General features: G+C 37.3%; 25 protein-coding genes, 3 pseudogenes and 1 other annotated feature. Of the genes and pseudogenes, 21 read left to right on the forward strand and 7 right to left on the reverse strand.

The genetic code is table 11. The annotated features are described in order from the left end of the window. Window positions 1-152: 152 nt before the first annotated feature. From msrB to HT725_RS10280, 11 genes and pseudogenes are all read left to right on the forward strand, one after another. Window positions 153-1091, forward strand: coding sequence for a peptide-methionine (R)-S-oxide reductase MsrB (msrB, locus tag HT725_RS07980; RefSeq protein WP_173219099.1), 939 nt, complete (start codon window positions 153-155; stop codon window positions 1089-1091). Between the two features lie 60 nt (window positions 1092-1151). After that, window positions 1152-2876: an ABC transporter ATP-binding protein gene (locus HT725_RS07985; protein WP_173219096.1), complete on the forward strand. Its 1725-nt coding sequence runs from the start codon at window positions 1152-1154 to the stop codon at window positions 2874-2876. A 1-nt stretch (window position 2877) separates the two neighbouring features. After that, window positions 2878-4626 carry an ABC transporter ATP-binding protein gene (locus HT725_RS07990; RefSeq protein WP_112444054.1) on the forward strand — a complete coding sequence of 583 codons (1749 nt, stop codon included), beginning with the start codon at window positions 2878-2880 and terminating at the stop codon, window positions 4624-4626. Window positions 4627-4740: 114 nt separating this feature from the next. Continuing rightward, window positions 4741-6000, forward strand: coding sequence for a TRZ/ATZ family protein (locus HT725_RS07995; protein ID WP_173219093.1), 1260 nt, complete (start codon window positions 4741-4743; stop codon window positions 5998-6000). A gap of 65 nt (window positions 6001-6065) precedes the next feature. Then, window positions 6066-6201 (forward strand) — a sequence feature (ribosomal protein L10 leader region). A gap of 38 nt (window positions 6202-6239) precedes the next feature. Next, the gene (gene rplJ / locus HT725_RS08000; protein WP_001287277.1) at window positions 6240-6740 is read left to right on the forward strand and encodes a 50S ribosomal protein L10; all 501 of its coding nucleotides are present in this window, start codon (window positions 6240-6242) and stop codon (window positions 6738-6740) included. A gap of 72 nt (window positions 6741-6812) precedes the next feature. Further along, on the forward strand, window positions 6813-7181 hold the full coding sequence (gene rplL, locus HT725_RS08005) for a 50S ribosomal protein L7/L12 (protein ID WP_001196965.1): 369 nt from the start codon (window positions 6813-6815) through the stop codon (window positions 7179-7181). Between the two features lie 573 nt (window positions 7182-7754). Next, entirely contained in the window at window positions 7755-7982 is a 228-nt protein-coding gene (locus HT725_RS08010) for a hypothetical protein (RefSeq protein ID WP_050243459.1), read from the forward strand. Between the two features lie 152 nt (window positions 7983-8134). Continuing rightward, on the forward strand, window positions 8135-8611 hold the full coding sequence (pezA, locus tag HT725_RS08015; RefSeq protein WP_112445231.1) for a type II toxin-antitoxin system antitoxin PezA: 477 nt from the start codon (window positions 8135-8137) through the stop codon (window positions 8609-8611). Next, on the forward strand, window positions 8611-9372 hold the full coding sequence (gene pezT / locus HT725_RS08020) for a type II toxin-antitoxin system toxin PezT (protein WP_173253370.1): 762 nt from the start codon (window positions 8611-8613) through the stop codon (window positions 9370-9372). The genes pezA and pezT overlap by 1 nt, the downstream gene beginning before the upstream one ends. 27 nt (window positions 9373-9399) lie before the next feature. Continuing rightward, entirely contained in the window at window positions 9400-11898 is a 2499-nt protein-coding gene (locus HT725_RS10465; protein WP_173253371.1) for a Spaf_1101 family AAA-like ATPase, read from the forward strand. Window positions 11899-11986: 88 nt separating this feature from the next. Further along, window positions 11987-13258, forward strand: a pseudogene (locus HT725_RS10280) (SAG1250 family conjugative relaxase); the annotation flags it as partial. Window positions 13259-13302: 44 nt separating this feature from the next. On the opposite strand, the gene HT725_RS08045 reads toward HT725_RS10280, so the two are convergent. Next, complete coding sequence (locus HT725_RS08045) at window positions 13303-14154, reverse strand: Rgg/GadR/MutR family transcriptional regulator (RefSeq protein WP_050243183.1); 852 nt, start codon at window positions 14152-14154, stop codon at window positions 13303-13305. A 487-nt stretch (window positions 14155-14641) separates the two neighbouring features. Between HT725_RS08045 and HT725_RS08050 the strand changes: the two genes are divergently transcribed. Further along, window positions 14642-15205 carry an ATP-binding cassette domain-containing protein gene (locus tag HT725_RS08050; protein ID WP_226946486.1) on the forward strand — a complete coding sequence of 188 codons (564 nt, stop codon included), beginning with the start codon at window positions 14642-14644 and terminating at the stop codon, window positions 15203-15205. Between the two features lie 91 nt (window positions 15206-15296). Further along, entirely contained in the window at window positions 15297-15467 is a 171-nt protein-coding gene (locus HT725_RS08055; RefSeq protein WP_050243184.1) for a hypothetical protein, read from the forward strand. A gap of 290 nt (window positions 15468-15757) precedes the next feature. Here the strand turns inward: HT725_RS08055 and gdhA are convergent, their stop codons facing one another. After that, a complete protein-coding gene (gdhA, locus tag HT725_RS08060; RefSeq protein WP_173219087.1) occupies window positions 15758-17104 on the reverse strand; it encodes an NADP-specific glutamate dehydrogenase in 1347 nt (448 codons plus the stop codon). Between the two features lie 441 nt (window positions 17105-17545). Between gdhA and HT725_RS08065 the strand changes: the two are divergent. Continuing rightward, window positions 17546-18083: pseudogene (locus HT725_RS08065) on the forward strand (transposase); the annotation flags it as partial. 105 nt (window positions 18084-18188) lie between these two features. Here HT725_RS08065 and HT725_RS08070 read toward each other — a convergent pair. Further along, a complete protein-coding gene (locus tag HT725_RS08070; protein ID WP_173219084.1) occupies window positions 18189-19400 on the reverse strand; it encodes a CAP domain-containing protein in 1212 nt (403 codons plus the stop codon). 382 nt (window positions 19401-19782) lie between these two features. On the opposite strand from HT725_RS08070, the gene HT725_RS08075 reads away from it, so the two are divergent. Together HT725_RS08075 and HT725_RS08080 are read left to right on the forward strand one after the other, a co-directional pair. After that, window positions 19783-21180: an N-acetylmuramoyl-L-alanine amidase gene (locus HT725_RS08075; protein WP_173219081.1), complete on the forward strand. Its 1398-nt coding sequence runs from the start codon at window positions 19783-19785 to the stop codon at window positions 21178-21180. A gap of 157 nt (window positions 21181-21337) precedes the next feature. Then, window positions 21338-21820, forward strand: a pseudogene (locus HT725_RS08080) (EfeM/EfeO family lipoprotein); the annotation flags it as partial. 114 nt (window positions 21821-21934) lie between these two features. Here HT725_RS08080 and HT725_RS08085 read toward each other — a convergent pair. The 4 genes from HT725_RS08085 to HT725_RS08100 all read right to left on the reverse strand — a co-directional run bounded on the left by HT725_RS08085 (window position 21935) and on the right by HT725_RS08100 (window position 24019). Further along, window positions 21935-22294 (reverse strand): type II toxin-antitoxin system RelE/ParE family toxin, encoded by a 360-nt coding sequence (locus tag HT725_RS08085; RefSeq protein WP_173219078.1) that lies wholly within the window; start codon window positions 22292-22294, stop codon window positions 21935-21937. Next, window positions 22284-22568 (reverse strand): type II toxin-antitoxin system RelB/DinJ family antitoxin, encoded by a 285-nt coding sequence (locus HT725_RS08090; RefSeq protein WP_173214141.1) that lies wholly within the window; start codon window positions 22566-22568, stop codon window positions 22284-22286. The genes HT725_RS08085 and HT725_RS08090 overlap by 11 nt, the downstream gene beginning before the upstream one ends. 177 nt (window positions 22569-22745) lie before the next feature. Beyond that, window positions 22746-22988 (reverse strand): type B 50S ribosomal protein L31, encoded by a 243-nt coding sequence (locus HT725_RS08095; protein ID WP_000710764.1) that lies wholly within the window; start codon window positions 22986-22988, stop codon window positions 22746-22748. 95 nt (window positions 22989-23083) lie between these two features. Further along, the gene (locus HT725_RS08100) at window positions 23084-24019 is read right to left on the reverse strand and encodes a bifunctional oligoribonuclease/PAP phosphatase NrnA (RefSeq protein WP_173219075.1); all 936 of its coding nucleotides are present in this window, start codon (window positions 24017-24019) and stop codon (window positions 23084-23086) included. A gap of 103 nt (window positions 24020-24122) precedes the next feature. Between HT725_RS08100 and HT725_RS08105 the strand changes: the two genes are divergently transcribed. The 5 genes from HT725_RS08105 (at window position 24123) to rplS (ending at window position 26108) form a co-directional block, all read left to right on the forward strand. Next, window positions 24123-24566 carry a flavodoxin gene (locus HT725_RS08105; protein WP_001162128.1) on the forward strand — a complete coding sequence of 148 codons (444 nt, stop codon included), beginning with the start codon at window positions 24123-24125 and terminating at the stop codon, window positions 24564-24566. Between the two features lie 115 nt (window positions 24567-24681). Next, window positions 24682-24948 (forward strand): chorismate mutase, encoded by a 267-nt coding sequence (locus tag HT725_RS08110; RefSeq protein WP_173219073.1) that lies wholly within the window; start codon window positions 24682-24684, stop codon window positions 24946-24948. Next, window positions 24945-25319 carry a fluoride efflux transporter CrcB gene (gene crcB / locus HT725_RS08115; protein ID WP_049524402.1) on the forward strand — a complete coding sequence of 125 codons (375 nt, stop codon included), beginning with the start codon at window positions 24945-24947 and terminating at the stop codon, window positions 25317-25319. The genes HT725_RS08110 and crcB (HT725_RS08115) overlap by 4 nt, the downstream gene beginning before the upstream one ends. Further along, entirely contained in the window at window positions 25313-25642 is a 330-nt protein-coding gene (gene crcB / locus HT725_RS08120; RefSeq protein ID WP_173219070.1) for a fluoride efflux transporter CrcB, read from the forward strand. The genes crcB (HT725_RS08115) and crcB (HT725_RS08120) overlap by 7 nt, the downstream gene beginning before the upstream one ends. Window positions 25643-25760: 118 nt before the next feature. Continuing rightward, window positions 25761-26108, forward strand: coding sequence for a 50S ribosomal protein L19 (rplS, locus tag HT725_RS08125; RefSeq protein ID WP_001068669.1), 348 nt, complete (start codon window positions 25761-25763; stop codon window positions 26106-26108). Window positions 26109-26133 lie beyond the last annotated feature (25 nt).

Consider the following 26133-nt stretch of genomic DNA (forward strand, 5'->3'; position numbering starts at 1 on the left):
ACGAAGTCAGCTCAAAACAGTGTTTTGAGGTTGTGGATAGAACTGACGAAGTTAGCTCAAAATACTGTTTTGAGGTTGCAGATGTAAGGTGACGTGGTTTGAAGAGATTTTCGAAGAGTATTAGTTAAAAACTTGATAAAGGAGAAATAAAGATGACAGAAATTTATCTAGCAGGCGGTTGTTTTTGGGGCCTAGAGGAATATTTTTCACGCATTTCTGGAGTGCTAGCAACCAGTGTTGGCTACGCTAATGGGCAAGTCGAAACGACCAATTACCAGTTGCTCAAGGAAACAGACCATGCAGAAACGGTTCAAGTGATTTACGATGAGAAGGAAGTAGCATTCAGAGAGATTTTACTTTATTATTTCCGTGTCATCGACCCTTTATCCATCAATCAACAAGGGAATGACCGTGGACGTCAGTATCGGACCGGTATATATTACCAGGATGAAGCAGACTTGCCAGCTATCTACACAGTGGTGCAGGAGCAGGAGCGCATGCTTGGTCGAAAGATTGCAGTGGAAGTGGAGAAACTACGTCATTACATTCTAGCTGAAGATTACCACCAAGACTATCTTAAGAAAAATCCTTCAGGTTATTGTCATATCGATGTGACTGATGCTGAGAAGCCATTGATTGATGCCTCTAACTATGAAAAGCCTAGTCAAGAGATGTTAAAGGAAAGTTTATCAGAAGAATCCTATCGTGTTACCCAAGAAGCTGCTACAGAGGCTCCATTTACCAATGCCTATGACCAAACCTTTGAAGAAGGGATTTATGTAGACATCACGACGGGTGAGCCACTCTTTTTCGCCAAGGATAAGTTTGCCTCAGGATGTGGTTGGCCAAGTTTTAGCCGTCCGATTTCCAAGGAATTGATTCATTATTACAAGGACATGAGCCATGGAATGGAGCGAATCGAGGTTCGTTCTCGGTCAGGCAATGCTCACTTGGGTCATGTTTTCACAGATGGCCCTCGGGAGTTAGGTGGCCTCCGTTACTGTATCAACTCTGCCTCTCTGCGCTTTGTGGCCAAGGATGAGATGGAAGAGGAAGGATATAGTTATCTATTGCCTTACTTAAACAAATAAAACAGAGATGGTGGGCGCTTCCCACTTTCTTCATTTCTAGAATACGAATAGAAGGGATTTATGAAACACTTATTATCTTACTTCAAACCCTACATTAAGGAATCGATTTTAGCCCCTCTGTTCAAGCTGTTAGAAGCTGTGTTTGAGCTCTTGGTTCCCATGGTGATTGCTGGGATTGTTGACCAATCCTTGCCTCAGAGAAATCAAGGGCATCTCTGGATGCAGATTGGCCTGCTCCTTATATTTGCAGTGATTGGCGTTTTAGTGGCCTTGATAGCTCAATTTTACTCAGCAAAGGCAGCAGTAGGTTTTGCCAAGGAATTGACAAACGATCTTTATCGTCATATTCTTTCCTTGCCCAAGGATAGTAGAGATCGTCTGACCACTTCTAGCTTGGTGACTCGCTTGACTTCAGATACCTACCAGATTCAGACTGGTATCAATCAATTCCTGCGTCTCTTTTTGCGAGCGCCTATTATCGTTTTTGGGGCAATCTTTATGGCCTATCGCATCTCAGCTGAGCTGACTTTCTGGTTCTTGGTCATGGTTGTCATTTTGACCATCGTCATTGTAGGACTCTCTAGACTGGTTAATCCTCTCTACAGTAGTCTTAGAAAGAAAACGGACCAACTGGTTCAGGAAACACGCCAGCAATTACAAGGGATGCGGGTTATTCGTGCTTTTGGTCAAGAAAAACGAGAGTTACAAATTTTTCAAACCCTTAACCAAGTCTATGCTAGATTACAAGAAAAGACAGGTTTCTGGTCTAGTTTATTAACACCTCTGACCTATCTGATTGTTAATGGAACTCTTCTCGTTATTATCTGGCAAGGCTATATTTCTATTCAAGGAGGATTGCTAAGTCAAGGTGCTCTCATTGCCCTTATTAATTATCTCCTACAGATCTTGGTGGAATTGGTCAAGCTCGCCATGCTGATCAATTCTCTAAACCAGTCTTACATCTCTGCTAAGCGAATCGAGGAAGTCTTTGCTGAAGCTCCAGAGGATATCCATTCAGAATTAGAGAAAAAGCAAGTTACCAGTGATCAGATTATACAAGTTCAAGAACTGACCTTTACCTATCCTGATGCGGCCCAGCCTTCTTTGAGAGACATTTCCTTTGATATGCAGCAAGGGCAAATCCTTGGTATTATTGGGGGAACAGGTTCTGGTAAATCAAGCTTAGTACAACTCATCCTTGGACTTTATCCAGCAGACAAGGGGAGCATAGACCTTTATCGAGATGGATTTAGTCCTCGTAATCTTGAGCAGTGGCGGTCTTGGATTGCCTATGTGCCCCAAAAAGTCGAACTCTTTAAGGGAACTATTCGTTCCAACTTGACTCTAGGTTTCAATCAAGAAGTAAGAGACCAAGAACTCTGGCAAGCCTTGGAAATCGCGCAAGCCAAGGATTTTGTCAGTGAAAAGGAAGGACTCTTGGATGCCCTAGTTGAGGCAGGAGGTCGAAATTTCTCAGGTGGACAAAAACAACGGTTGTCTATCGCACGAGCAGTCTTGCACCAGGCACCGTTTCTCATCTTAGATGATGCTACCTCGGCACTGGACACTATCACTGAGTCCAAACTCTTGAAAGCTATTCGAGAAAATTTGCCAAATACGAACTTAATTTTGATTTCTCAACGAACATCGACTTTACAGATGGCAGACCAGATTCTCCTCTTAGAAAAAGGTGATCTCCTAGCTATCGGCAAGCACGAGGACTTGATGAAATCTAGTCAAGTCTATCGTGAAATCAATGCATCCCAACATGGAAAGGAGGACTAGCATGAGACGACAAACTGCAAACCAGACTCTCAAACGTTTGGCCAAAGATTTAGCAAGCCATCCCTTCCTCCTTTTTCTAGCCTTTCTAGGAACTATTGCCCAAGTTGGTTTATCAATTTACCTACCTATTCTGATTGGGCAGGTCATCGACCAAGTCCTAGTGGCTGGTTCTTCACCAGTTTTTTGGCAGATCTTTATTCAAATGATCTTGGTGGTCATAGGAAATACCCTTGTGCAGTGGGCCAATCCTCTCCTCTATAATCGCCTAATTTTCTCTTATACCAGAGACTTACGAGAGCGAATCATCCATAAGCTCCATCGTTTACCGATTGCCTTTGTGGATCGGCAAGGCAGTGGGGAGATGGTCAGTCGGGTGACAACAGACATAGAACAGTTGGCAGCTGGCTTGATCATGATCTTTAACCAATTCTTCATTGGTGTCTTGATGATTTTAGTCAGCATTCTAGCCATGATTCAAATTCATCTCCTCATGACTCTTTTGGTCTTGCTGTTGACGCCACTGTCTATGGTAATCTCACGCTTTATTGCCAAACGCTCCTATCATCACTTCCAAAAGCAAACAGAGACGAGGGGAATTCAGACTCAGTTGATTGAAGAATCGTTGAGCCAGCAGACCATTATCCAGTCCTTTAATGCTCAAGAAGATTTTATCCAAAGACTGCACGAGGCGAATGCCAACTATGCAGGTTATTCGCAGTCAGCTATCTTTTATTCTTCAACGGTCAATCCTTCGACTCGCTTTGTCAATGCGCTTATTTATGCCCTTCTAGCTGGAGTGGGAGCTTATCGTATCATGATGGGTTCCACCTTGACCATTGGGCGTTTAGTGACTTTTTTGAACTATGTTCAACAGTACACCAAGCCTTTTAACGATATTTCTTCAGTGCTAGCTGAGTTGCAAAGTGCTCTGGCTTGTGCAGAGCGCGTCTATGCTGTCTTAGAAAGTCCTGAGGTTGCTGAAACAGGCAAGGAAGTCTTGACCAGTGACCAAGTTAAGGGAGCTATTTCCTTTAAACATGTCTCTTTTGGTTACCATCCTGAAAAGATTTTGATTAAGGACTTATCTATCGCTATTCCAGCTGGTAGCAAGGTTGCCATTGTTGGTCCGACAGGTGCTGGCAAATCAACCCTTATCAATCTCCTCATGCGTTTTTATCCCATTAATTCAGGAGATATCTTGCTGGATGGGAAATCCATTTATGACTATAGTCGTGCCTCTTTACGCCAGCAGTTTGGCATGGTGCTCCAAGAAACCTGGCTCAAGCAAGGGACTATTCATGACAATATTGCCTTTGGAAATCCTAAAGCCAGTAGGGAGCAGGTGATTACTGCTGCCAAAGCAGCCAATGCGGACTTTTTCATCCAACAGTTGCCACAGGGATACGATACCAAGTTGGAAAATGCAGGAGAATCTCTCTCTGTTGGGCAAGCCCAGCTCCTGACCATCGCCCGAGTCTTTCTGGCTATTCCAAAGATTCTTATCTTAGACGAAGCAACTTCATCCATCGATACGCGGACAGAAGTGCTGGTACAGGATGCCTTTGCTAAACTCATGAAGGGGCGTACAAGCTTTATCATTGCTCACCGTTTGTCAACTATTCAGGATGCAGATTTGATTCTTGTCTTGGTGGATGGCGATATTGTGGAGCATGGCAATCATCAGGACCTCATGGCTAGAAAAGGCAAGTATTACCAAATGCAGCAAGCTGCAGCTTTTAGCTCTGAATAAGCCATTCTCTTTTGAAAGTTTATGGACGAAAAAAGTTGCCTTCGGGTGACTTTTTTGTTACAATAGCTAGAAAAATTGTTCACTGTAAATTGTCTTTTAGAAAAGGAGCCTAGAATGAAAGTCTTTCATCATGTAAATATCGTGACTTGTGACAAAGATTTCCATGTTTATCTAGATGGAATCTTAGCTGTTAAGGATTCTCAAATAGTCTATGTCGGTCAAGAGCAGTCAGAGATTTTAGAGCAAGCTGAGCAGATTATAGACTATCAGGGGGCCTGGATTATGCCTGGTTTGGTCAATTGTCACACCCATTCTGCTATGACAGGATTGAGAGGAATTCGAGATGATAGCAATCTCCATGAATGGCTTAATGACTATATCTGGCCAGCAGAAGCAGGATTTACTCCCGACATGACTACAAGAGCGGTTAAAGAAGCTATGATAGAGATGCTCCAGTCGGGAACAACAACCTTTAACGATATGTATAATCCCAATGGTGTGGATATTGAACGGATTTATCAGGCAGTGAAAACTTCCAAGATGCGTTGTTATTTCTCACCGACTCTTTTTTCTTCAGAGGCAGAGACAACTGCTGAGACCATAAGCAGAACTCGAGCAATCATTGAGGAAATTATTGGATATAAAAATCCAAATTTCAAGGTGATGGTAGCCCCACATTCTCCCTACAGCTGTGATAGAGACTTGCTGGAAGAAAGTTTAGACATGGCAAAAGAGCTTGCTATTCCAATCCATATCCACGTGGCGGAGACCAAGGAGGAGTCAGGAATTATCCTGAAACGATACGGCAAACGCCCCCTCGCCTTTCTTGAAGAACTGGGTTACTTAGATCATCCGTCTGTCTTTGCTCACGGGGTCGAATTAAACGAGAGAGAAATTGAACGCTTGGCAACTTCTCAAGTGTCTATTGCCCACAATCCTATTAGTAACCTCAAACTGGCATCAGGGATTGCTCCTATCATTCAACTGCAAAAAGCAGGAGTAGCAGTCGGAATTGCGACGGATTCGGTTGCCTCCAATAACAATCTAGATATGTTTGAGGAAGGACGGACTGCAGCCCTTCTTCAGAAGATGAAAAGTGGGGATGCCAGCCAATTCCCTATTGAAACAGCTCTCAAGGCACTAACAATCGAAGGGGCTAAGGTCCTAGGAATGGAAAATCAGATAGGAAGTCTAGAAGTCGGCAAGAAGGCAGATTTTCTCGTTATTCAACCACAAGGCAAAATTCATCTCCAACCTCAGGAAAATATGCTTTCTCACCTCGTCTATGCTGTTAAATCCAGTGACGTTGATGATGTTTATATCGCTGGAGAACAGGTTGTTAAGCAAGGCCAAGTCCTAACAGTAGAACTTTAAAAGAAAAATCACGAAAAAAGTTTGCAAAAGTCTTGCATTCTTTTTTTGACTATGCTATACTTATATACGGTTTGAAAAAACTGCCTAAGACAGTAGGGGAGTTCGACTCATAAATATCCTACCGAGGACAAAACGTATCATGTAAAAAGAAGCGTATTGTACTTTCGTGTCTAGGTTTGGGCGCGTTTTTCTTTTGAAAAATTTCCCCAAGCAAAATAATAACGGAGGTGAACACACTAATGAGTGAAGCAATTATTGCTAAAAAAGCGGAACTAGTTGACGTAGTAGCTGAAAAAATGAAAGCTGCTGCATCTATCGTCGTTGTAGACGCTCGTGGTTTGACAGTTGAGCAAGATACAGTTCTTCGTCGTGAGCTTCGTGGAAGCGAAGTTGAGTATAAAGTGATTAAAAACTCAATCTTGCGTCGTGCAGCTGAAAAAGCTGGTCTTGAAGATCTTGCATCTGTATTTGTTGGACCATCTGCAGTAGCATTTTCTAACGAAGATGTTATCGCACCAGCGAAAATCTTGAACGACTTTTCTAAAAACGCTGAAGCACTTGAAATCAAAGGTGGTGCAATCGAAGGCGCTGTCGCATCTAAAGAAGAGATTCTTGCTCTTGCAACTCTTCCAAACCGCGAAGGACTTCTTTCTATGCTCCTTTCTGTACTTCAAGCGCCAGTGCGCAACGTTGCTCTTGCAGTCAAAGCGGTTGCAGACAACAAAGAAGACGCAGCTTAATCTTAAGCTACGCAGCGTAGCCTAGCTACGAAAATCTATTATAAATTTAAAACATATTTGGAGGAAATAACAATGGCATTGAACATTGAAAACATTATTGCTGAAATTAAAGAAGCTTCAATCCTTGAATTGAACGACCTTGTAAAAGCTATCGAAGAAGAATTTGGTGTAACTGCAGCTGCTCCTGTAGCTGTTGCTGCAGCTGGTGCTGCTGACGCTGGTGCTGCTAAAGATTCATTCGACGTTGAACTGACATCTGCAGGCGACAAAAAAGTTGGCGTTATCAAAGTTGTACGTGAAATCACAGGTCTTGGACTTAAAGAAGCTAAAGAACTTGTTGACGGTGCACCAGCACTTGTTAAAGAAGGCGTTGCAACTGCAGAAGCTGAAGAAATCAAAGCTAAATTGGAAGAAGCTGGAGCTTCAGTTACTCTTAAATAAGAGGCATATACCAATTAGAATTCGGGATACTATAGTATCAGCCTTTTAGAATCGTGAACACATTTTAGAAACTGATAAATTAATTTAGTTTCCTACCAAAAACCCTACCAAAAATTAATTTGGCAGGGTTTTTCTTTTTAATAAAATTATTTTGGAGAACAGGGTTCGTTTTAAATGACCAGAAGTAAGCTATGTATAGATTCGAATTATAGTAGAATTTCGTATTTCAAATTTTGTAGAAATTTTTAAGACCCCTGACTATCGTTGTCACTATTTTGCAAAACATAAAAAATCAGAGTCAGATTTAGATTTTGCGGAATTTGTCTTTCAAAATCGGGGAAATCCAGATGAATTACAACACCAATTTGGTTTTATCTATGGTGTTCAGACTGATGACAATCCACCCCAAGCTTTAGCTCGTTTTCGTCAGAATGAAATTACAAAAGAAGAAATGCTTGCTGAGTTTAGAAACCCCTATTCTTTTAAATAATTATCCATTCACAACCAATCTTTTTGTGATATAATGAAAATAGAGAAGGTTTATCAATCAAAAACAGGAGAGGAGTTACAAAAATGGCAGTAGTATCATTGGAAAATAATATTAAACTATATAGTTCAGAATTATTTCAAGCACTATTAAAAGCCTCCAATTATAAATTGGATGAGCGTATTGCTCAGACTGTTACAGAAGTCTATGCTCGTAATCTAGATTATTCTGATCCTGAACGGATGCATGTTGGTGTAACTTCTGTTGCTAACAATTTGCTTACAAAAATTAAACAAGAGTATTTTAATGTATAGTATTTTGAAAAGCCACCGAAAAAGGAATTACTCTTTAAGGTGGCTTTTATAGAAGTAAAGTTTAGGCTAGAAAAACAAGAAATAACGCACCATTTTTGGTGCGTTTTGCTTTTTTATGCTATAATGGATTTATAAAAATAAAGGAGTTTGCCATGATTGGAAAGAACATAAAATCCTTACGTAAAACACATGACTTAACACAACCCGAATTTGCCCAAATTATAGGAATTTCTCGCAATAGCTTGAGTCGTTATGAAAATGGAACTAGTCCAGTCTCTACGGAACTAATAGATATCATTTGTCAGAAGTTTAATGTATCTTATGTTGATATCGTAGGAGAAGACAAAATGCTCAATCCTGTTGAAGATTATGAATTGACTTTAAAAATTGAAATTGTGAAAGAACGAGGTGCTAATCTATTATCTCGACTCTATCGTTATCAAGATAGTCAGGGAATTAGCATTGATGATGAATCTAATCCTTGGATTTTAATGAGTGATGATCTATCTGACTTGATTCATACGAATATCTATTTAGTAGAAACTTTTGATGAAATAGAGAGATATATCGGTTATTTGGATGGAATTGAACGTATGTTAGAGATATCTGAAAAACGGATGGTAGCCTAATGGAAATCCAAGATTATACCGATAGTGAATTCAAACATGCTTTGGCACGGAATCTTCGTTCTCTGACAAGAGGAAAAAAGTTCAGTAAGCAACCTATAGCGATTTTGCTTGGAGGGCAAAGTGGTGCTGGCAAGACTACAATTCATCGTATTAAACAGAAAGAATTTCAAGGAAATATTGTTATCATAGATGGCGATAGTTTTCGTTCTCAGCATCCACACTATTTAGAACTGCAGCAAGAATATGGCAAAGATAGCGTTGAATACACCAAGGATTTTGCAGGGAAAATGGTAGAGTCTTTAGTAACCGAATTGAGTCATTTGGGATACAATCTTTTGATTGAGGGAACTTTACGAACGATAGATGTTCCAAAGAAAACAGCACAACTCTTGAAAAGTGAGGGATATGAAGTACAATTAGCCTTAATTGCGACAAAGCCCAAATTGTCCTATCTGAGCACCCTTATCCGATACGAAGAACTGTACGCTGTCAATCCAAATCAAGCACGCGCAACTCCAAAAGAACATCATGATTTCATTGTAAATCATCTAGTTGATAATACACGACAATTGGAAGAACTGGCTATCTTTGAAAGAATTCAAATTTATCAACGAGATAGAAGTTGTGTATATGATTCAGGAGAAGATAAAACTTCAGCAGCAGAAGTGCTACAAGAATGCCTCTTCGGAAAATGGAGCAAGGTAGAGAAAGAGATGTTGAAGGTGGGGGAAAAGAGACTTAATGAATTACTTGAAAAATAAACAATTGATATTTTTAGGAGAGTAGAAGTGAGAGGATTTAATAACAAGATAAAGTTTGTTTATCAAGAACTAACAAATTCCAAAGAGAAATTCGGTAGCTTTCACAAGACTTTAATTCATTTGCATACACCTGCTTCTTATGATTACAAGCTATTTTCTAATTGGACTGCAACGAAATATAGAAAAATTACTGAAGATGAACTATATGATATATTTTTTGAAAATAAGAAAATAAAAGTTGATAAGACAATTTTTTTTAGTAATTTTGATAAGGTTGTTTTTTCTAGTTCAAAAGAATATATTAGTTTTCTTATGTTAGCAGAGGCAATCATAAAAAATGGAATAGAAATAGTTGTAGTAACTGATCATAATACTACCAAAGGTATTAAAAAGTTACAAATGGCAGTCTCAATCATAATGAAAAATTATCCGATTTATGATATACATCCTCATATTTTACATGGAGTAGAAATTAGTGCAGCAGATAAATTGCATATTGTATGTATATATGATTATGAACAAGAGTCATGGGTTAATCAATGGTTAAGTGAAAATATTATAAGTGAGAAAGATGGAAGTTATCAACATTCACTGACTATCATGAAAGATTTCAATAATCAAAAAATAGTTAATTATATTGCTCATTTCAATAGTTATAACATTTTGAAAAAAGGTTCTCACTTATCAGGTGCATATAAACGAAAAATTTTTTCTAAAGAAAACACACGATTTATTGGTGTTAAAAATATAAATTCTGTTGAAGGTTCTAGAAAAAAACTATTAACAGATTTTAATTGTGAGCTCAATTTTCTATTAGATAATGATTCTCACGAAATTGATTCACTCGGGAAGAACAATCTGTGGTTGAAAGGTGGAAAAATTTCTTTCAAGATGTTTCAAGAAGCATTGTTTGATTATAATGTATCAGTTAGTTTATGTGAGCCAAGCTTTAAACAAAAGTCCTATATAAAAGGATTATATATAGAAAATCGTGGGGAAAATAGAAGTTTTCTTGCAGGTGATAAGTTAAAAAAAGATAAAGACTTCTTTTTAACATTTTCACCATCTATGAATTGTTTAATTGGAGGGAGAGGTACAGGTAAAAGCACATTAATTGATATGTTACAATTTGTACTTTCTCAAGATTGTGATAAGCAAAGCAAATTGGAATTTCTATGTAACCATGCAAATGCTTTTGTACTCTATGTTTTAGAAGAAACTGAATATATTATTGAAGTTAGTTTGCCAGATGTCAAACAAGAAAATAAGGATAATATTTTACAATATTATGGGCAAAATCGAGAGAATAGGTTTGGCTATTCTTATATATTTAATTCTGACTCTATTAAAGAATGGACACGGTCTCAGTACACAAAAGTTTATAAAGTTGAAGGTAACCATTTTAAATTAGTTGATAAAACTAGAATTTTAGAGAAAATGTTTGATAGGAGATATTCTGTTAATGAGTTAGTTAAAACAGCTGACGGTGAAAAAATTACAGAATTTATTTCTAATTTAATGATTAAAAATAAAAAATTACCGAGACCAGACTATGGGCTAAGAACTCAGACACTCGAATCGTTTGAAGCAAAATTAAAGGAACTTGATGAATATTTAAAACAGCGGAAGCAATTAATACTCGAAATTATTGAGGATTTTAATGAAACTCAGATTGGTAAGTTAAGAATTTGTTATGAGCAAATTGATAGATGGGAAGAACCGCATTTCGAAAATTATCTTTTCAAGAATAATCGTTCTTCGTTTGATAATTATAGAATTAGTATGCAAGATGTAGCAGACGTTTTATATCTTATCTATCGGGAATTAGGATTGAAAGAATTTGTTAAAGTCATTGTAAGACAAAATATCCCTAATAAGTATTTTATGCTTTTAAAAAGTATCTCTGAAGATAATTTTGCAAAACAAGAAAATAATTGGAGAGATAAATCTGAAATTAATGAATACAACATTACGCATTTAAAAAAGAGTATCTACTCTTTAATTGAAAATAGTAGTTTATTAAATGAGTTTAAAAGAGTTTTAAAAGAGCATGTAGCTAATGAAAGGTTATTTTTGGAGTTTAATATTAACTCGAAAGAATCTTCGCACCAACTTGATATTGTCTATAAAGAAGTTGGTGTATTAAGTTTGGGACAAAAAGTTGTAGCCATGCTTGATTTTTTATTAGCATATAGTGATTATTCTAAAGACTTCAGACCATTGATTATTGATCAGCCTGAAGACAATCTAGACAATCGTTATATTTACAGGCATTTAGTTCAGCAGTTTAGAGATGTGAAAGCTCAACGTCAAATTATTTTAGCAACACATAATGCTACAATTGTAACAAATTCTATGACAGATCAAGTTGTTATTATGGAGTCAGATGGAGTTAACGGATGGATTGAATCACAGGGATATGTTAGTGAAAAATATATAAAAAATCATATCATCAATCAATTAGAGGGAGGAAAAGATTCCTTCAAGCATAAAATGTCTATATATGAGACGGCTTTATCAGAGTAGAGTCAGAAAAAGTAGGTTAGAAATTTAGCCTACTTTTTTCTTTGTCCGACAGGCATAGTGTACATCTGAGGTACAAGTCCTCTGTGGATATTTGTTGCAGCAATCTAAATCGTTTGATGATTTTTTAGAGAAAGCAAAGCAGTTGTATGTTCAGATTGATTTTAGTCAAAAGCATAGCCGTTTTTTGATGACAGATAGAACGATGATAAAACCAATTCGAGGACGCCAACTCAGCAAACGAGATTTATATGATGAAGAATTTTTTAGAATACATTTTGCCAAACAAGAGATTGAAAGTCGTTTAGAATTTTTGTTGAACCGTGTCAATTCTTTAGAAGATTTAATAACAAAAGCAAAAGAATTGAATCTAACCATTGACTTAAAACAAAAAAATGTAACTTTTATCCTGGAAGAAGATAATCAAAAGATAAGCCTGAATCATAAAAAAATTAGCGATAAGAAATTGTACGATGTTCAATTTTTTAATCGTTATTTTGAAGATAGAGAAGTTAGAGATATTCAAGCATTAGAAAATCTTCAGGAAGATTTTCAGACTTTTCGAGAGGAGCAGCATAAGGAGAAAGTCTCCGCTGAAGAAATCGAGGAAGCCTTCAAGAAATACAAGGAAAAACGAGATGCTATCCATGAGTTTGAGATTGAACTTACGGATAATCAGATAGAGAAGTTGGTTGATGATGGTATCTATATCCGGGTTTCGTTTGGTATTAAACAGAGTGGACTCATCTTTATTCCTAACTACCAGCTAGATATTTTTGAGGAAGACAATCAGAAAAAATATAAAGTCTACATTCGAGAAACGTCTTTTTACTTTGTCTATAATAAAGAAAACAAGGATAATAATTGTTTCATCAAGGGTAGGACTTTAATCAGATAATTGAGCAACGATAGCCAAAAACTCCCATATAGACGACCAACTTTAAAAAGTCTTTAAGACAAGATTTCTGAAATTAATCTTATGATTGAACTATCTAACACGAACAAACAATACCAAGAAATCAAAGATGAGCTTGTATTAGAAATTGCAGAGATTGATATGAAGCTAGAAGAAACCCAAGAAAAAATCGCCACCTTAAACAAGATGGTGGAAGTCCTTATCAATTTGAAGAGTGAAGATCATGAGACTAGAAAATTAGCTAAGTATGATTTTGCCCAAATGAACATGACGGAATCAATAACGTTAGATCGACTCAATACAGATATTTTAAAATTACAACAGGAACTTGGTAATGAAATTAATGAATATGAGGAGATAGCTAGAAGACAGGATTCGTTTGTGAAAATTATTAATACCAATAAATTTACAGTCCTAAAATTTCACGAGAATGCTTTACTAGAATAATAGTATTTACGACTAATTCGTTAAAATATAGAGAATAATTTCATTTATTTTTTATTTACTAGTTTATTAAAATGATCAGTATGGTGTAATCTTAACTTGTCTTCTCTTAAAATATCGAGAACTTGTATGGCCTGTTTCATTTTTTCAATTCCACTACTTAATTGGCGTTTAAATTCATAGTATCCAGTTGCATAGAGAAAAACTGTCTGTTCATAGAAGTTAAATTCATTATCTAATAATGTTTTTATCTCACTAATTAAATAGGAACAATTAGAAAATTTTTCCTCATCTATACTAAGAATTAAACAATTTATAGCAAGTTGAGTGACCATTCGTTTATTGGTTTTATTCAGAGAAGAGTAGATATAATTCTTTAACAATTCCTTTGTCAATAAGAAGTAGGAATTGTAGTTAATTGTTCGTGCACAGTTACCAAATATAATAATCTCATAGTAACCCCATTTTTCGACTTTAAAAAGATAGTCTGTCAGTTGAAGTAGTTCTTCATCTGATGGAATGATCCTCGAATCCATTGTGTGCAGAATGGATTTTACCATAGTTTTCTCTAAAGGATCTAGAGTGTAATTTGTAGTGTCAGATAGTAGGCACGCTATATTATCAATACTTTGTGATGAGTATTGTTTACGAATATATTGAACTAGGTTAGCAAATGATTCACTATTGGTGTAGTCATCATCGTGTAAAATAAGAAACTCATCTAGGGTAACGTGCAACTTGTCTAAAATATTGATTAGTCTAATACATGAGATTTCTGATTCTCCACGTTCGAATCGAGATATTTGAGATTTAGAAAGATGCTCGTCAGCAACAGAACATAAACTGATTTGTTTTCCTTTACGAACTTTTCTGAGTGTGATACCAAGTTTTGATTTCATAATTTTCCCGTTTTCCCAACAAAAAAGTAATTGATTCTTATTTATTGTACAATAAATAAAAACTGAAAGGAAGTCTAAATATGAAGAAAATTTTAAAAAATTCCCCAATTTTATTGTTGGTAATGGATATTATTATTGTCGGTGGATAAAATGTTTAGGTGTACACCTAAGAGTCTGGGACAAAAAGATTTTGATTTTAGGAATTCTTGATTATAAATTTTAAAAATCGATAGATTAGACAAAAAAGCGAATAAGACAGAATTCTGAGTGTCAGATAACTCGTTTTGTTAGCTTTTTATATTTAAGGTTAGACTTTTGTCCCAGACTCTTAGTACTGGTTGGAGGATACGATGAAAGATAGTATGGTTAATTATTGGTTAAATTATTTTCCGGAGTATAGTTTAGAAACGTTTGAAGTAGAATAGATATTAAGGGCCTATCTTTCTCTTATTCCAAAGACTCAGCTCCTGTAATAGAAAATTTAAATTTGACTATTGATTCAGGACAGAGAATTGCACTAGTCGGTCAACCGGGGTCAGGAAAAAGTACGTTATCAAAAATACCATCAGGATTATATAAGATTGATACAGGAAAAGTTTTATTTGATGGTGTAAATATTAATCAAATAGATAAAAAAATATTAAGTCAAAATTTAGGAGTAGTTCCACAGGATTCATTTTTATTGAACAGAAGTATTCTTGATAATATAACTTTAAAGCACGAAGTTACTTCACAAAAGATAGAGGAAGTTTGTAAAGCAGTTCAAATCTATGATGAAATCATGGCTATGCCGATGAAATTTAATACTATCATCTCAGAGATGGGTTCAAATATTTCAGGTATTCAAAGACAACGGATAGCACTGGCACGTGCATTAATAAATAATCCTAGTATTGTAATTTTAGATGAGGCAACTAGTGCATTAGACACTATTAATGAGGAAAGAATAACAAAGTATATAAAAAGTCAGGGCTGTACTCAAATAATTGTAGTTCACAGATTGTTATCGATTAAGGATGCGGGATATTATTTTTGTAATGAAAGGTGGTAAGATTGTTGAGTCAGGAAATCATAAGTACTTAATGGCTCTTGGTGGAGATGACTAGAGCTTATATACAAAAAGGAAATGAGGTGTACAGAAAATGAAGAAAGAAAATGAATATGTAATTTCAACAGCAGCCTCACTAGGGGTGATGATTGGAATAGTGTTTGCAATTTTTTTAGATTTTCCAGTTGAATATGGTATTTCTTTAGGCTTGTTGAATGGAATAGTATTGGGTTCGCTGATTGTTTACAAAAACAATAATAATTAAGCATAATTTTTTGCTGTAAACTAACGAGTAGAGATGGCTATAGTTGAAATTATAAATCTAACAAAAAACTTTAAAGATATTGAAGTTATTCATAACACTTCATTTTATTTAAATAATAGAGCGACTACATTAGTAGCTTAAAAACATGATTAAACCGTTATTCTTAGGACTAGCGGTTTTTATTTTTATGTGCCAGGGGGCAAAAAAGGGGGCGAGTAAGTAATTTTCCAACTGTTTAATTCAAGCTAAAAATCCCCAATCGTAGTGATTGAGGATTGAGCAAATAAATCTTAAACAATACCTTGGGCAATCATAGCGTTTGCTACATTTTCAAAGGCAGCAATGTTAGCTCCTGCAAGGTAGTCTTTATCAAGACCGTATGTTTCTGAAGTTGTTTTAGCTGTGTTGAAGATATTTGTCATGATGTCTTTGAGACGTCCATCAACTTCTTCACGAGTCCATGAGAGGCGAAGACTGTTTTGGCTCATTTCAAGGGCTGAAACGGCTACACCACCAGCATTGGCAGCTTTGGCAGGTCCGTAGAAGATACCATTTTCTTTGTAAACTTTGATAGCATCAAGGTCGCTTGGCATGTTGGCACCTTCAGATACACAGATAACGCCTTGAGCTACTATACGTTTAGCTGCTTCACCGTTGATTTCGTTTTGAGTAGCACATGGAAGAGCGATGTCATAGTTTCCAGCGTAAGTCCATACAGAACCTTCATGATAAGTAGCAGTTGCTTTCTCAGCTGCATACTCAGTCAAACGGGCGCGACGTTTTTCTTTAACATCAACCAAAAGATCAAAGTCGATACCATTTTCATCGATGACATAGCCATTTGAGTCAGATACAGAGATGACAGTAGCGCCGAGTTCAGTTGCTTTTTGAAGAGCATATTGAGCAACGTTACCAGAACCTGAAATGACCACTTTCTTACCAGCAAAGCTATTACCGTTAGCTTTGAGCATTTCTTCAGTGTAATAAACCAAACCGTAACCAGTTGCTTCTGGACGGATCAAGCTACCACCAAATCCAAGAGGTTTACCAGTCAAGACACCAGCATCAAATTGGTTAAGACGCTTGTATTGACCGTAAAGATAACCAATTTCACGTCCACCTACACCGATATCACCAGCAGGTACGTCAAGTGATGGCCCAATGTATTTTTGCAATTCAGTCATAAAGCTTTGGCAGAAGCGCATCACTTCAGCATCTGTTTTACCTTTAGGATCGAAGTCTGATCCACCTTTACCTCCACCGATAGGAAGTCCAGTTAAGACATTTTTAAAGATTTGTTCAAATCCGAGGAATTTCAAGATCCCTTGGTTTACAGTTGGGTGGAAACGAAGTCCGCCTTTGTATGGTCCAACAGCTGAGTTGAATTGAACACGGTAGCCACGGTTTACTTGAACTTTTCCATCACGGTCAACCCAAGGAACACGGAAAGAAATCACGCGCTCAGGCTCAGTAATACGTGCCAAGATATTTTCTTCGATATACTCAGGGTGTTTTTCAAATACAGGTTCTAAAGTGTTGAAAAATTCTTCAACAGCTTGGAGGAATTCAGCCTCGTGCCCGTTACGAGCTTTTACAGTTTCAAACACGCTTTGGATATATTCTTTAGCAGATGTCATATCGTTCTCCTTTTATTGTCATATTTTATTACATGAGTCATTATAGCAGAATTTTTTTTCACTGTAAAGAAAAAAACAGAAATTTTCTAAAAATTCTTTCAATTCAGTTTTTGGGATTTTTTGAAAATAGATAAAAAAACGAACCTTTTTTTGGAAATATCTTTCTCAAAGAGAAAATCTGAAAATATGCTATAAGAAAGGAAAATGTTTAGCAATTCAGAAATCACTTGTTAATTTATCCGTAATATGTTAGATTTGCCAGTAAAACTATGATCATTTTGGAGGAAAGCAATATTTACATCCCCTTATTCAGGGCAGGATTTTCTATACAAGTATAGATGTCTTGCTGGAGTTGGATCATGGAACCCAAGCGATTATTGAGATTTAGAACTATCATCAGAATTTTTTCATTAGACTTGTTCGGTAACCATACAGTACTATACTATCCATGAACAAGACCTAGAAAAAGTAGCTTTATTTCTTAAGAATTTTAATAGTTTAAAGCACCTAGCACCTGTTTATATTGATGAAACAGGATTCGATACTTATTTTTATCGAGAATATGGTCGCTCTTTAAAAGGTCAGATAATAAGAGGCAAAGTATCTGGAAGAAGATATCAGAGGATTTCTTTGGTTGCAGGATTAACAAATGAATGGTGAGTTAATCGCTCCAATGACCTACGAAGAGAGGATGACGAGCGACTTTTTTGAAGCATGGTTTCAGAAATTTCTCTTACCAACATTAAACAAACCATCAGTTATTATTATGGATAATACAAGATTCCATAGAATGGCTAAGATAGAAGTCTTGTGTGAAGAGTTTGGGCATAAATTTTTACCTCTTCCTCTCTACTCACCGGAGTACAATCCTATTGAGAAGACATGGGCTCATATCAAAAAGCACCTCAAAAAGGTATTACCAAGTTGCAATACCTTTTACGAGGCTCTTTTGTATTGTTCTTGTTTCAGTTTGTTATAAACGCCTAAGATAAGAGCTATACTAGGTAAATAAAAATCTCTATACTATCTGAAAGTGAAGATTACTCACTGTGAGATAGTATAGAGCCTTTTTGTTGTAGTTAAATTATCCTACCCACTCACCGTTGGCATTGACACGATAGCCATCAGGGGTCGTTGTATTGATTGCTAGGGCACCAGAGCTATAGGCATAGTACCATTTGCCAGATACTTTCATCCAGCCTGTTTTCATAGCACCTGAATCTTGAAGGTAGTACCAGCTACCATTATCTTTGAGCCAACCAGTCTTCATAGCGCCTGAACCGTCGAGATAGTACCAGCTACCGTCTTTCACCCAGCCTGTTTGCATCCAACCAGAGTTGTCAAAGCGATACCAAGTTCTATTTATTTTTTCCCATCCATTACTCGTGTATGAGCCGTCATTATGTTTAAACCACCAACGTCCGTTTGATCGAATCCAACTTCCGAAGTATTGGGAATGATTGAACCCATTTTTCTGACTTGAATTTGTATTTGCAGTTTTGGTTTTATGAGTTCCGATAGCCTTCAAGTCTTTGTCAAAAAGATTCGCCTTAGTCGCAAATGTTTGAGTCTGAGAAGAATTTGCTTCTGTATATTGAATGGCCTTTCCATAACCACCAGCTAATTCTTCAGAGCCACCAGATGCTGTTCCGAAACTTTGTGCAACGGTAATCCATCCATTTTGAGTGACAGGGTTTTCAAAGGCTGCAAGCCCCATATAGGTCAGCTTTGGATCAATTAAGGATTTATAGTGTCCAGTTTGACCTGTAACACTGACACCACTACGAGATTTAACATAATCGGCTTTTTCATCATACCATTGCTGGATGGCCTTCATAAATCCGTCATAGTTCCAAGCCAAATTTTCTGAAAGGGAGAAATTTCCTGTAGGCCAAGCGCTCCAAATGTTCTTACTAGACAAGCGTGTGTGATTAATGGTGATCGAAGCTTCTGCTGCACGAACAAAGGCAGTTTTTTCTAGTGCAGTTGACCATTTGATAGGAACATAGCTAGTAACTAGACCTTCGTCTGCTGCCTCTTTTCGAATGGCATTGATACGGTCTAAGATAGCCTGTTTATCTGGCGTTAAGAAAGTCCCTTCAATCCCAACTAGAGTAGTACCAGAAGAAGCACTAGTGACCTCAGAGTTTAAGATATTGTAGGATTGACCATTGATTGCTTGAGTGGAAACCAGCCTATCATTAGCAGCTACTGATTGTGATGTAAGAGTTCCAGCTCCTAACAAGGAAAGTACTAAAACTGTAGCAAGTGTGAACTTTTTAGTTTTATTGTTCATTTTGTGTCCTCCTATTTTTATTATAACATCTCTACTGGGCAGAGTAAACTAAAATTCGGTATAGCTAGGGACTAGATTTATTTTAAATTTAGATGTTTGCAAAAATTTTTCTTAAATTTGGTGTATAATATAAATAGATGATTTTAATGAATCTACTCGACTTGTTCGATAACGATCTGAAGCGAGATTAGGTGTTCAGAAATTGAATTTTTAAGGTTCCAACTTAGCCATACTTTTTAGGTTTCACATCTTTAAATAAGCTAAACACTCCATAATATCATATAAATTATAGTTTAGAGGATGTAGAACAACTCTTCTTTCATCAAGGAAGTAAAATAACTCAATAACACAGGGATTCCATTCCCCTAGAAAGGTTAAATAAATGAAATCATATAAGAAATTTACGATTCTTGCTCTAGCTCTTCTTGGATTTACTAGCCAAACAGTTCTAGCTAATGGTGCTAGTCATTCTACGAATAACTCTACCGGTAGTTCAGCTACTAGCTCTGCAAGTGATTCTCAAGCAGCTACAGAAAACCAGCCAACGACCCCTAGTTCGAGTGAGCAGGAGACAAAACCAACTCTTCCTACTGAGTCTAAGCTACAAACTGGTTGGGTAAAAGAAGATGGGAAGTGGACTTATTATAGTCAAACGGGTGTCAAATTTACAGATACTCTCTATGAGGGCTACCTATTTGATAAGAATGGTTACTTACTTGAAAATAGCTGGTATCAGATGGCTAACAAGTGGTACTACGCCAATGGCTCAGGAAAATATTTGTCTAACCAATGGAGTCAAATCAATGGTAAGTGGTATGCATTTGATCAAAATGGTACCATGATGGCTAATACCTGGAAGGGAAATTATTACCTGAAGTCTAGTGGGGCTATGGCAGATAAAGAATGGGTGTACGATCCTAACTACTCTAGCTGGTTTTATCTCAAGTCAGGTGGGCACTATGCTGAACAGCAATGGGTTGGCTCTTACTATCTGAAATTTGGTGGCTACATGGCTCACAAAGAGTGGCTTTATGATCAAGATTATCAAGCTTGGTATTATCTTAAAGAAGATGGCGTTTATGTCACTGGAACTTATACTATTGATGGAAGTAGTCATTTTTTCAAAGATAATGGTAAATGGGTGCAAGAACTTCCAAAAGGATTTGAAAAGGGGCGCTATAGTAAGACTATTTTCCTAGATCCTGGGCATGGTGGACGTGATTCGGGTGCTTACTATTATGGAATAGCTGAAAAAGATTTGAATCTACAGGTCTCTCGTAAATTACGGAAACGTTTAGAAGAATTGGGCTATACAGTTTTAACATCTCGTGATAGTGATGTGGATGTTGACTTTGTGACAGAGCGTTCTCGTATGGTAAATAAGACGAATGCAGACTTCTTTATTAGTATTCATTTTAACGCTACTGGGAATGACACAACACTGAATCTGGGAATACAGACTTATTCTTATAAGGAAGAAGTGGGTTATCCGAGCAAGATTAACCAGTACTGGCACAATAATCCAGACCGTATAAGTGAAAGTAATCGTTTGGCTGCTGACCTTCATTCATCTCTCTTGACCGAGACAGGAGCTAGAGATGCTGGACTTCTGCAAGCCACCTTCGCTGTTCTTCGTGAGACTGCGAAACCTGCTGTGTTATTAGAGTTGGGTTATATGGATAATTCAGAAGAAAACCAACGAATCCGTAGTGACCAATACCAAGATAAGTTGGTTGAAGGAATTATTAAAGGAATTCAAAAATATTACGCTGGAAATTAAGAAACTAGATCAAACTAAGCTTTGGAGATTGTCCTAGGCTTAGTTTTTTGCATTTGTAATGCTATTCATAACATTAAATTTTCTGAAAATTTATTGAAAACATGATATAATAAAACGTAAAATTAATTCAGGTTTCCTGGACCGATAGGAGTAAACAATGAAAAAACTAGGTTTTGTCCTTTTATCTTCAGTCTTGCTATTGACAGCATGTGCAGTCCGTTTTGAAAAATCAACCGAGACAAATGATTCATCTAAGGTGACAGCCTTGTCTGAAGACAAGCAGAAAATGCTTGATAAGGCCACTGCTGACTATAAGATTTTTGTGCAAGAGCAAATCGATAAACTGTTGACAGATACAGAAGGCTTTGTCAAACTGTTGAAAGAAGGTAAGTTAGAAGAAGCCAAAAAGGTTTATCCACTGATTCGTATGTCTTATGAGCGTTCAGAACCAATTGCCGAAAGTTTTGGTGAGTCAGATGTCAAGATTGACTTCCGTTTGGCAGACTATATGGACGAAAACAAGACAGAAGAAGGTTGGTCAGGTTTCCACCGTATCGAGCGTATCCTTTGGGAAGACAATACAACTAAAGGAACTGAAATCAAGATAAGGAAGAGTAAATCTGCACTAATAAAAAAAACTTTGTACTTTGGAAGCCATTGTGTGGCTAGCTAGAGTGCAAAGTTTTTTTATTTTTTAGTTAAAATGAAGACTGTGTTCCTTATAAGTACAAGGTTATTAAGAGAGTGGTGGACATTAAAATGATGATTTTGAGTTTTTGTTATTTTTGCTTTGGAGCAAGGTAACATAGTCACTTTTGGTGTGGAATAAGTGGGTAAGAAAAACAGTTCTTTGAGTTTGGTCGATAAAGTAAAGCAAGATATACTGACCGATAATTTTTCCTCGCGTAGGGTACTTACTGTTGATTTTTAGTCCTATTTTTTCATCTGCATCAAAGCCAGCTTCAGGAAAAGTTTCTAAACTTTTTAAGCCGTCTAAAATTTTGGCTACAGTATTCTTAGCCGACTGGGGTGATAAAAGAACAGTGCTGATGTAGTTATGGATACTGTCAATTGCCTGACTCACTTCAGTAGATAGAATCACTTTATAAATCATATCGTAGCCTCATGTCATCTAGGGGAGTTCCTTGTCCGGATTCATATTCTCTTAAGGCGCGTTCAGATTGGGCTTGTAGCTCCTGAATCAATCGTTCACGGTGTAAATCTTCTGCAGTTTTTATTGGCAAATCTTGTTCGAGAACAATCTGCTCGATAAAAAGACTAATAGCATCCGTCATAGTCATTCCTTTTTCCTTGATGATAGCTCTAGCTTGTTCCATTGATGACTCATTGATTTTAAAATTGTACTGTTTAGTAAGTGATGTCGTCATGGTATATCTCCAATCTATACTATATATAGCTAGTATATATCTTTTATATTTTTTAGGCAAGAGAAAACTTTGTACTCTAGAAACTACCGAGAGTGCAAAGTTTTTTGAGTCTGGAATATAAAAACAGCAGTTGATTTCAAGAAACAAAAAAGAACAGCCGAAGCTGTCTTTTTATCATTATTTGAGACCGTATTTTTTGTTGAAACGATCCACGCGTCCATCTGCTTGAGTGAACTTTTGACGTCCAGTGTAGAATGGGTGTGAGTCTGATGAAATTTCCACACGGATCAATGGGTAAGTTTCGCCTTCGAACTCAACTGTTTCGTTAGAGCGTTTTGTTGAACCGCTAAGGAATTGGTAACCAGTAGTTGTGTCCATGAAGACAACTGGGCGATATTCTGGATGGATATCTTTTTTCATTTTGCAATAGTTCCTTTCTGCCATGGTCTCTTTGCGAGCCATAGATTGTTACCATACTAGTCTATCAGATTCTGAAAAGTTTGGCAAGTATTTTATCAGTTTTTAAGCAAGTTTTTTAACTTTTGGTAGATGATTTCGTTTTCTTCTAAGCTATAGGAATTAGCACCACTTGCTAGAGGGTGGCCTCCACCATCATGTTCCTTGGCAATTTCATTGATAGGATGGATTTTACTGCGTAAGCGAACTCGGTAGTGGCCATCAGCCTGCTCCACAAAAATTCCCCAGAGACTAACACTGTCAATGCGTCCAGGTGCACCGACAATGGCTGCAGTTTCAGCATCGGTAACATTAAATTGTTTCAAGACTTCTTGACTCAGGATAACTCGCGCTGCACCATTTTCATCCACTTCCAGATGGTCATAGATGTAGCCTTGAAGTTTAGCAATTTTGTAGCTCATAGTGTCCATTTTGCGAGTGAGAGCCGCAAAGTCAAAGTTATGTTCTCTCAAATAAGCAGCCAGGCGAAGAGTCCGTGTAGTCGTAGAAGGATAAAGGAAGCGACCTGTATCACCAACAATTCCTGCAAAGAGCAACTCAGCAGCACGATCTGATAAGGCCAGTTGGGTTGTTTGGGCAAATAGGGTAATCATCTCGCTAGCACTGCTTGAACTAGTATCCACCCATGATAGGTCACCATATACATCATCATTTGGATGGTGGTCAATCTTAATGAGAAAATCACCTTGACTATAGCGCTTATCATCGATACGAGCGGTGTTAGCCGTATCACAGACGATGACAAGGGCTCCTTGGTAGGCACTATCTTCAACAGAATCCATTTCAGCCATCCAAGTAAGAGTTGGTTCATCAAAACCAACTGCTTTGATGGTTTTTTCTGGGAAATGATGTTTGAGAAGAACTTTCAATCCCACCTGACTTCCCAAGGCATCAGGGTCTGGTTTCATATGACGATGAATGATAATCGTGTCGTATTCTTTGATTTTTTCTAAAATTTGATGGCAAATGTCCATAAATGACCTCAATTCTTTCTTATTTCATTGTAGCACAAGAATTTTTATTTTTAAAATGAAAAAGATGTGATATAATGGAGAAAGATAAATTGAGGAGGACGATATGGCATTAGCAAAAATTGTATTTGCCAGTATGACCGGTAATACCGAAGAAATTGCAGATATTGTAGCAGACAAATTACGTGACTTGGGCTTGGATGTCGATGTTGATGAATGTACAACTGTTGACGCTTCAGACTTCCTGGAAGCAGACATCGCTATCGTTGCGACCTATACTTATGGTGATGGAGAATTGCCAGATGAGATGATGGACTTCTATGAAGACCTAGCAGACCTCAACTTGAATGGCAAAATCTACGGAGTGGTTGGCTCAGGTGACACCTTCTACGATGAATTCTGTAAGGCTGTCGATGACTTTGACCGTGTTTTTGTGTCAACAGGAGCAGAAAAAGGTTCAGAGTGTGTTAAAGTTGATCTTTCTGCTGAGGAAGAAGACATTGAACGCTTGGAACAATTCGCAGAAGAATTGGCTGCTAAAGTAGGATAAGCATAAACGTGCGCTGATGCAATCAATCAGTGCATTTTTCTTATCGTGAGTTGGAATTTTACTAGCCTATTTGCTGGCTTTTTGATACAATAATTCAAATAAAGGAGGAGACTGTATGGATTTAGATATTATTCGTCAAGAAATTGATCAAATCGACGACCAAATCGTCAAGCTCTTAGAAGAACGAATGCATTTGGTTGAGGGTGTAGTTGCTTATAAGAAGGCTTCAGGGAAACCGATTTTAGATACCAAGAGAGAAGCAGTTATTTTTGAAAAGGTCAGAAATCGTGTAGAGGACAAGCGCTATCAGGAGACTATTGTCTCGACTTTTTCGGACATACTCAAACGTTCGCGTGATTATCAGGATCAAAATATCAAATGAAAAAAGAACAATTTTATCCGCTAGGGATTTTTCTAGCTGCTATGTTGGGCGGACTTGTCCGCTACCTAGTTTCCACTTGGTTGCCAGCCAGTCCAGACTTTCCTTGGGGCACTCTCTTTGTCAACTATCTGGGAGTTTTCTGCCTGGTTTATCTTGTCAAGGGTTATCTGGTCTATAAGGGGACTAGTAAGGGCTTGGTTTTAGCACTAGGTACAGGTTTTTGCGGAGGTCTAACAACCTTTTCTAGTCTCATGCTTGATGCTGTGAAACTACTGGATACTGGGCGTTATCTTAGTTTAGTTATGTATTTGCTTTTGAGTATTGGTGGAGGTCTACTCTTGGCTTATTTTCTAGGGAGGAAGAAATGGTAATGGTCTATCTTGCAATTGCTTGTGGTTGCGGAGCTTTAGTGCGCTATTTCTTTTCCCGCTATAATCAATCTTCTAAATTGCCACTTGGAACGCTTATAGCAAATCTTTTAGGGTGTTTTTTGATTGGATTATTCTACAATCATGTGGAGTCTAAGGAAGTTTATGCTATTCTAGCAACAGGATTTTGTGGCGGTTTAACGACTTTCTCTACCTTGAATGACGAACTCCAAAGACTGTTAAGTGATAAGAAGGTATTTTATAGCTACCTAGCCTTAACCTACATAGGTGGTTTAGTTGCGATTTTTTTAGGAATTCTGCTATAAATTTCTTTACTTTTTTGTGGAAATTTGGTAAACTGTATCTTGTGTGTAATGGACGCACAAAAATACAGTTTATCCGCTGAGGAAGATTCCTCAAGATTGACAAAGATAGGAGAATAAAATGAATCCATTAATCCAAAGCTTGACTGAAGGTCAACTTCGTACAGATATCCCATCATTCCGTCCTGGTGACACTGTTCGTGTACACGCGAAAGTTGTCGAAGGTAACCGTGAACGTATCCAGATTTTTGAAGGTGTTGTTATCGCACGTAAAGGTGCTGGAATCTCAGAAAACTACACAGTTCGTAAAATCTCTAACGGTGTAGGTGTTGAGCGTATCTTCCCAATCCACACTCCACGTGTTGAAAAAATCGAAGTTGTTCGTTACGGTAAAGTACGTCGTGCGAAATTGTACTACTTGCGTGCTCTTCAAGGTAAAGCAGCTCGTATCAAAGAAATCCGTCGTTAATTCGACTAAAAAACTCTGCTTTTTC

Origin of the sequence: Streptococcus sp. 2579, from assembly GCF_013277195.1 — a bacterium.
Classification (GTDB): Bacteria; Bacillota; Bacilli; order Lactobacillales; family Streptococcaceae; genus Streptococcus.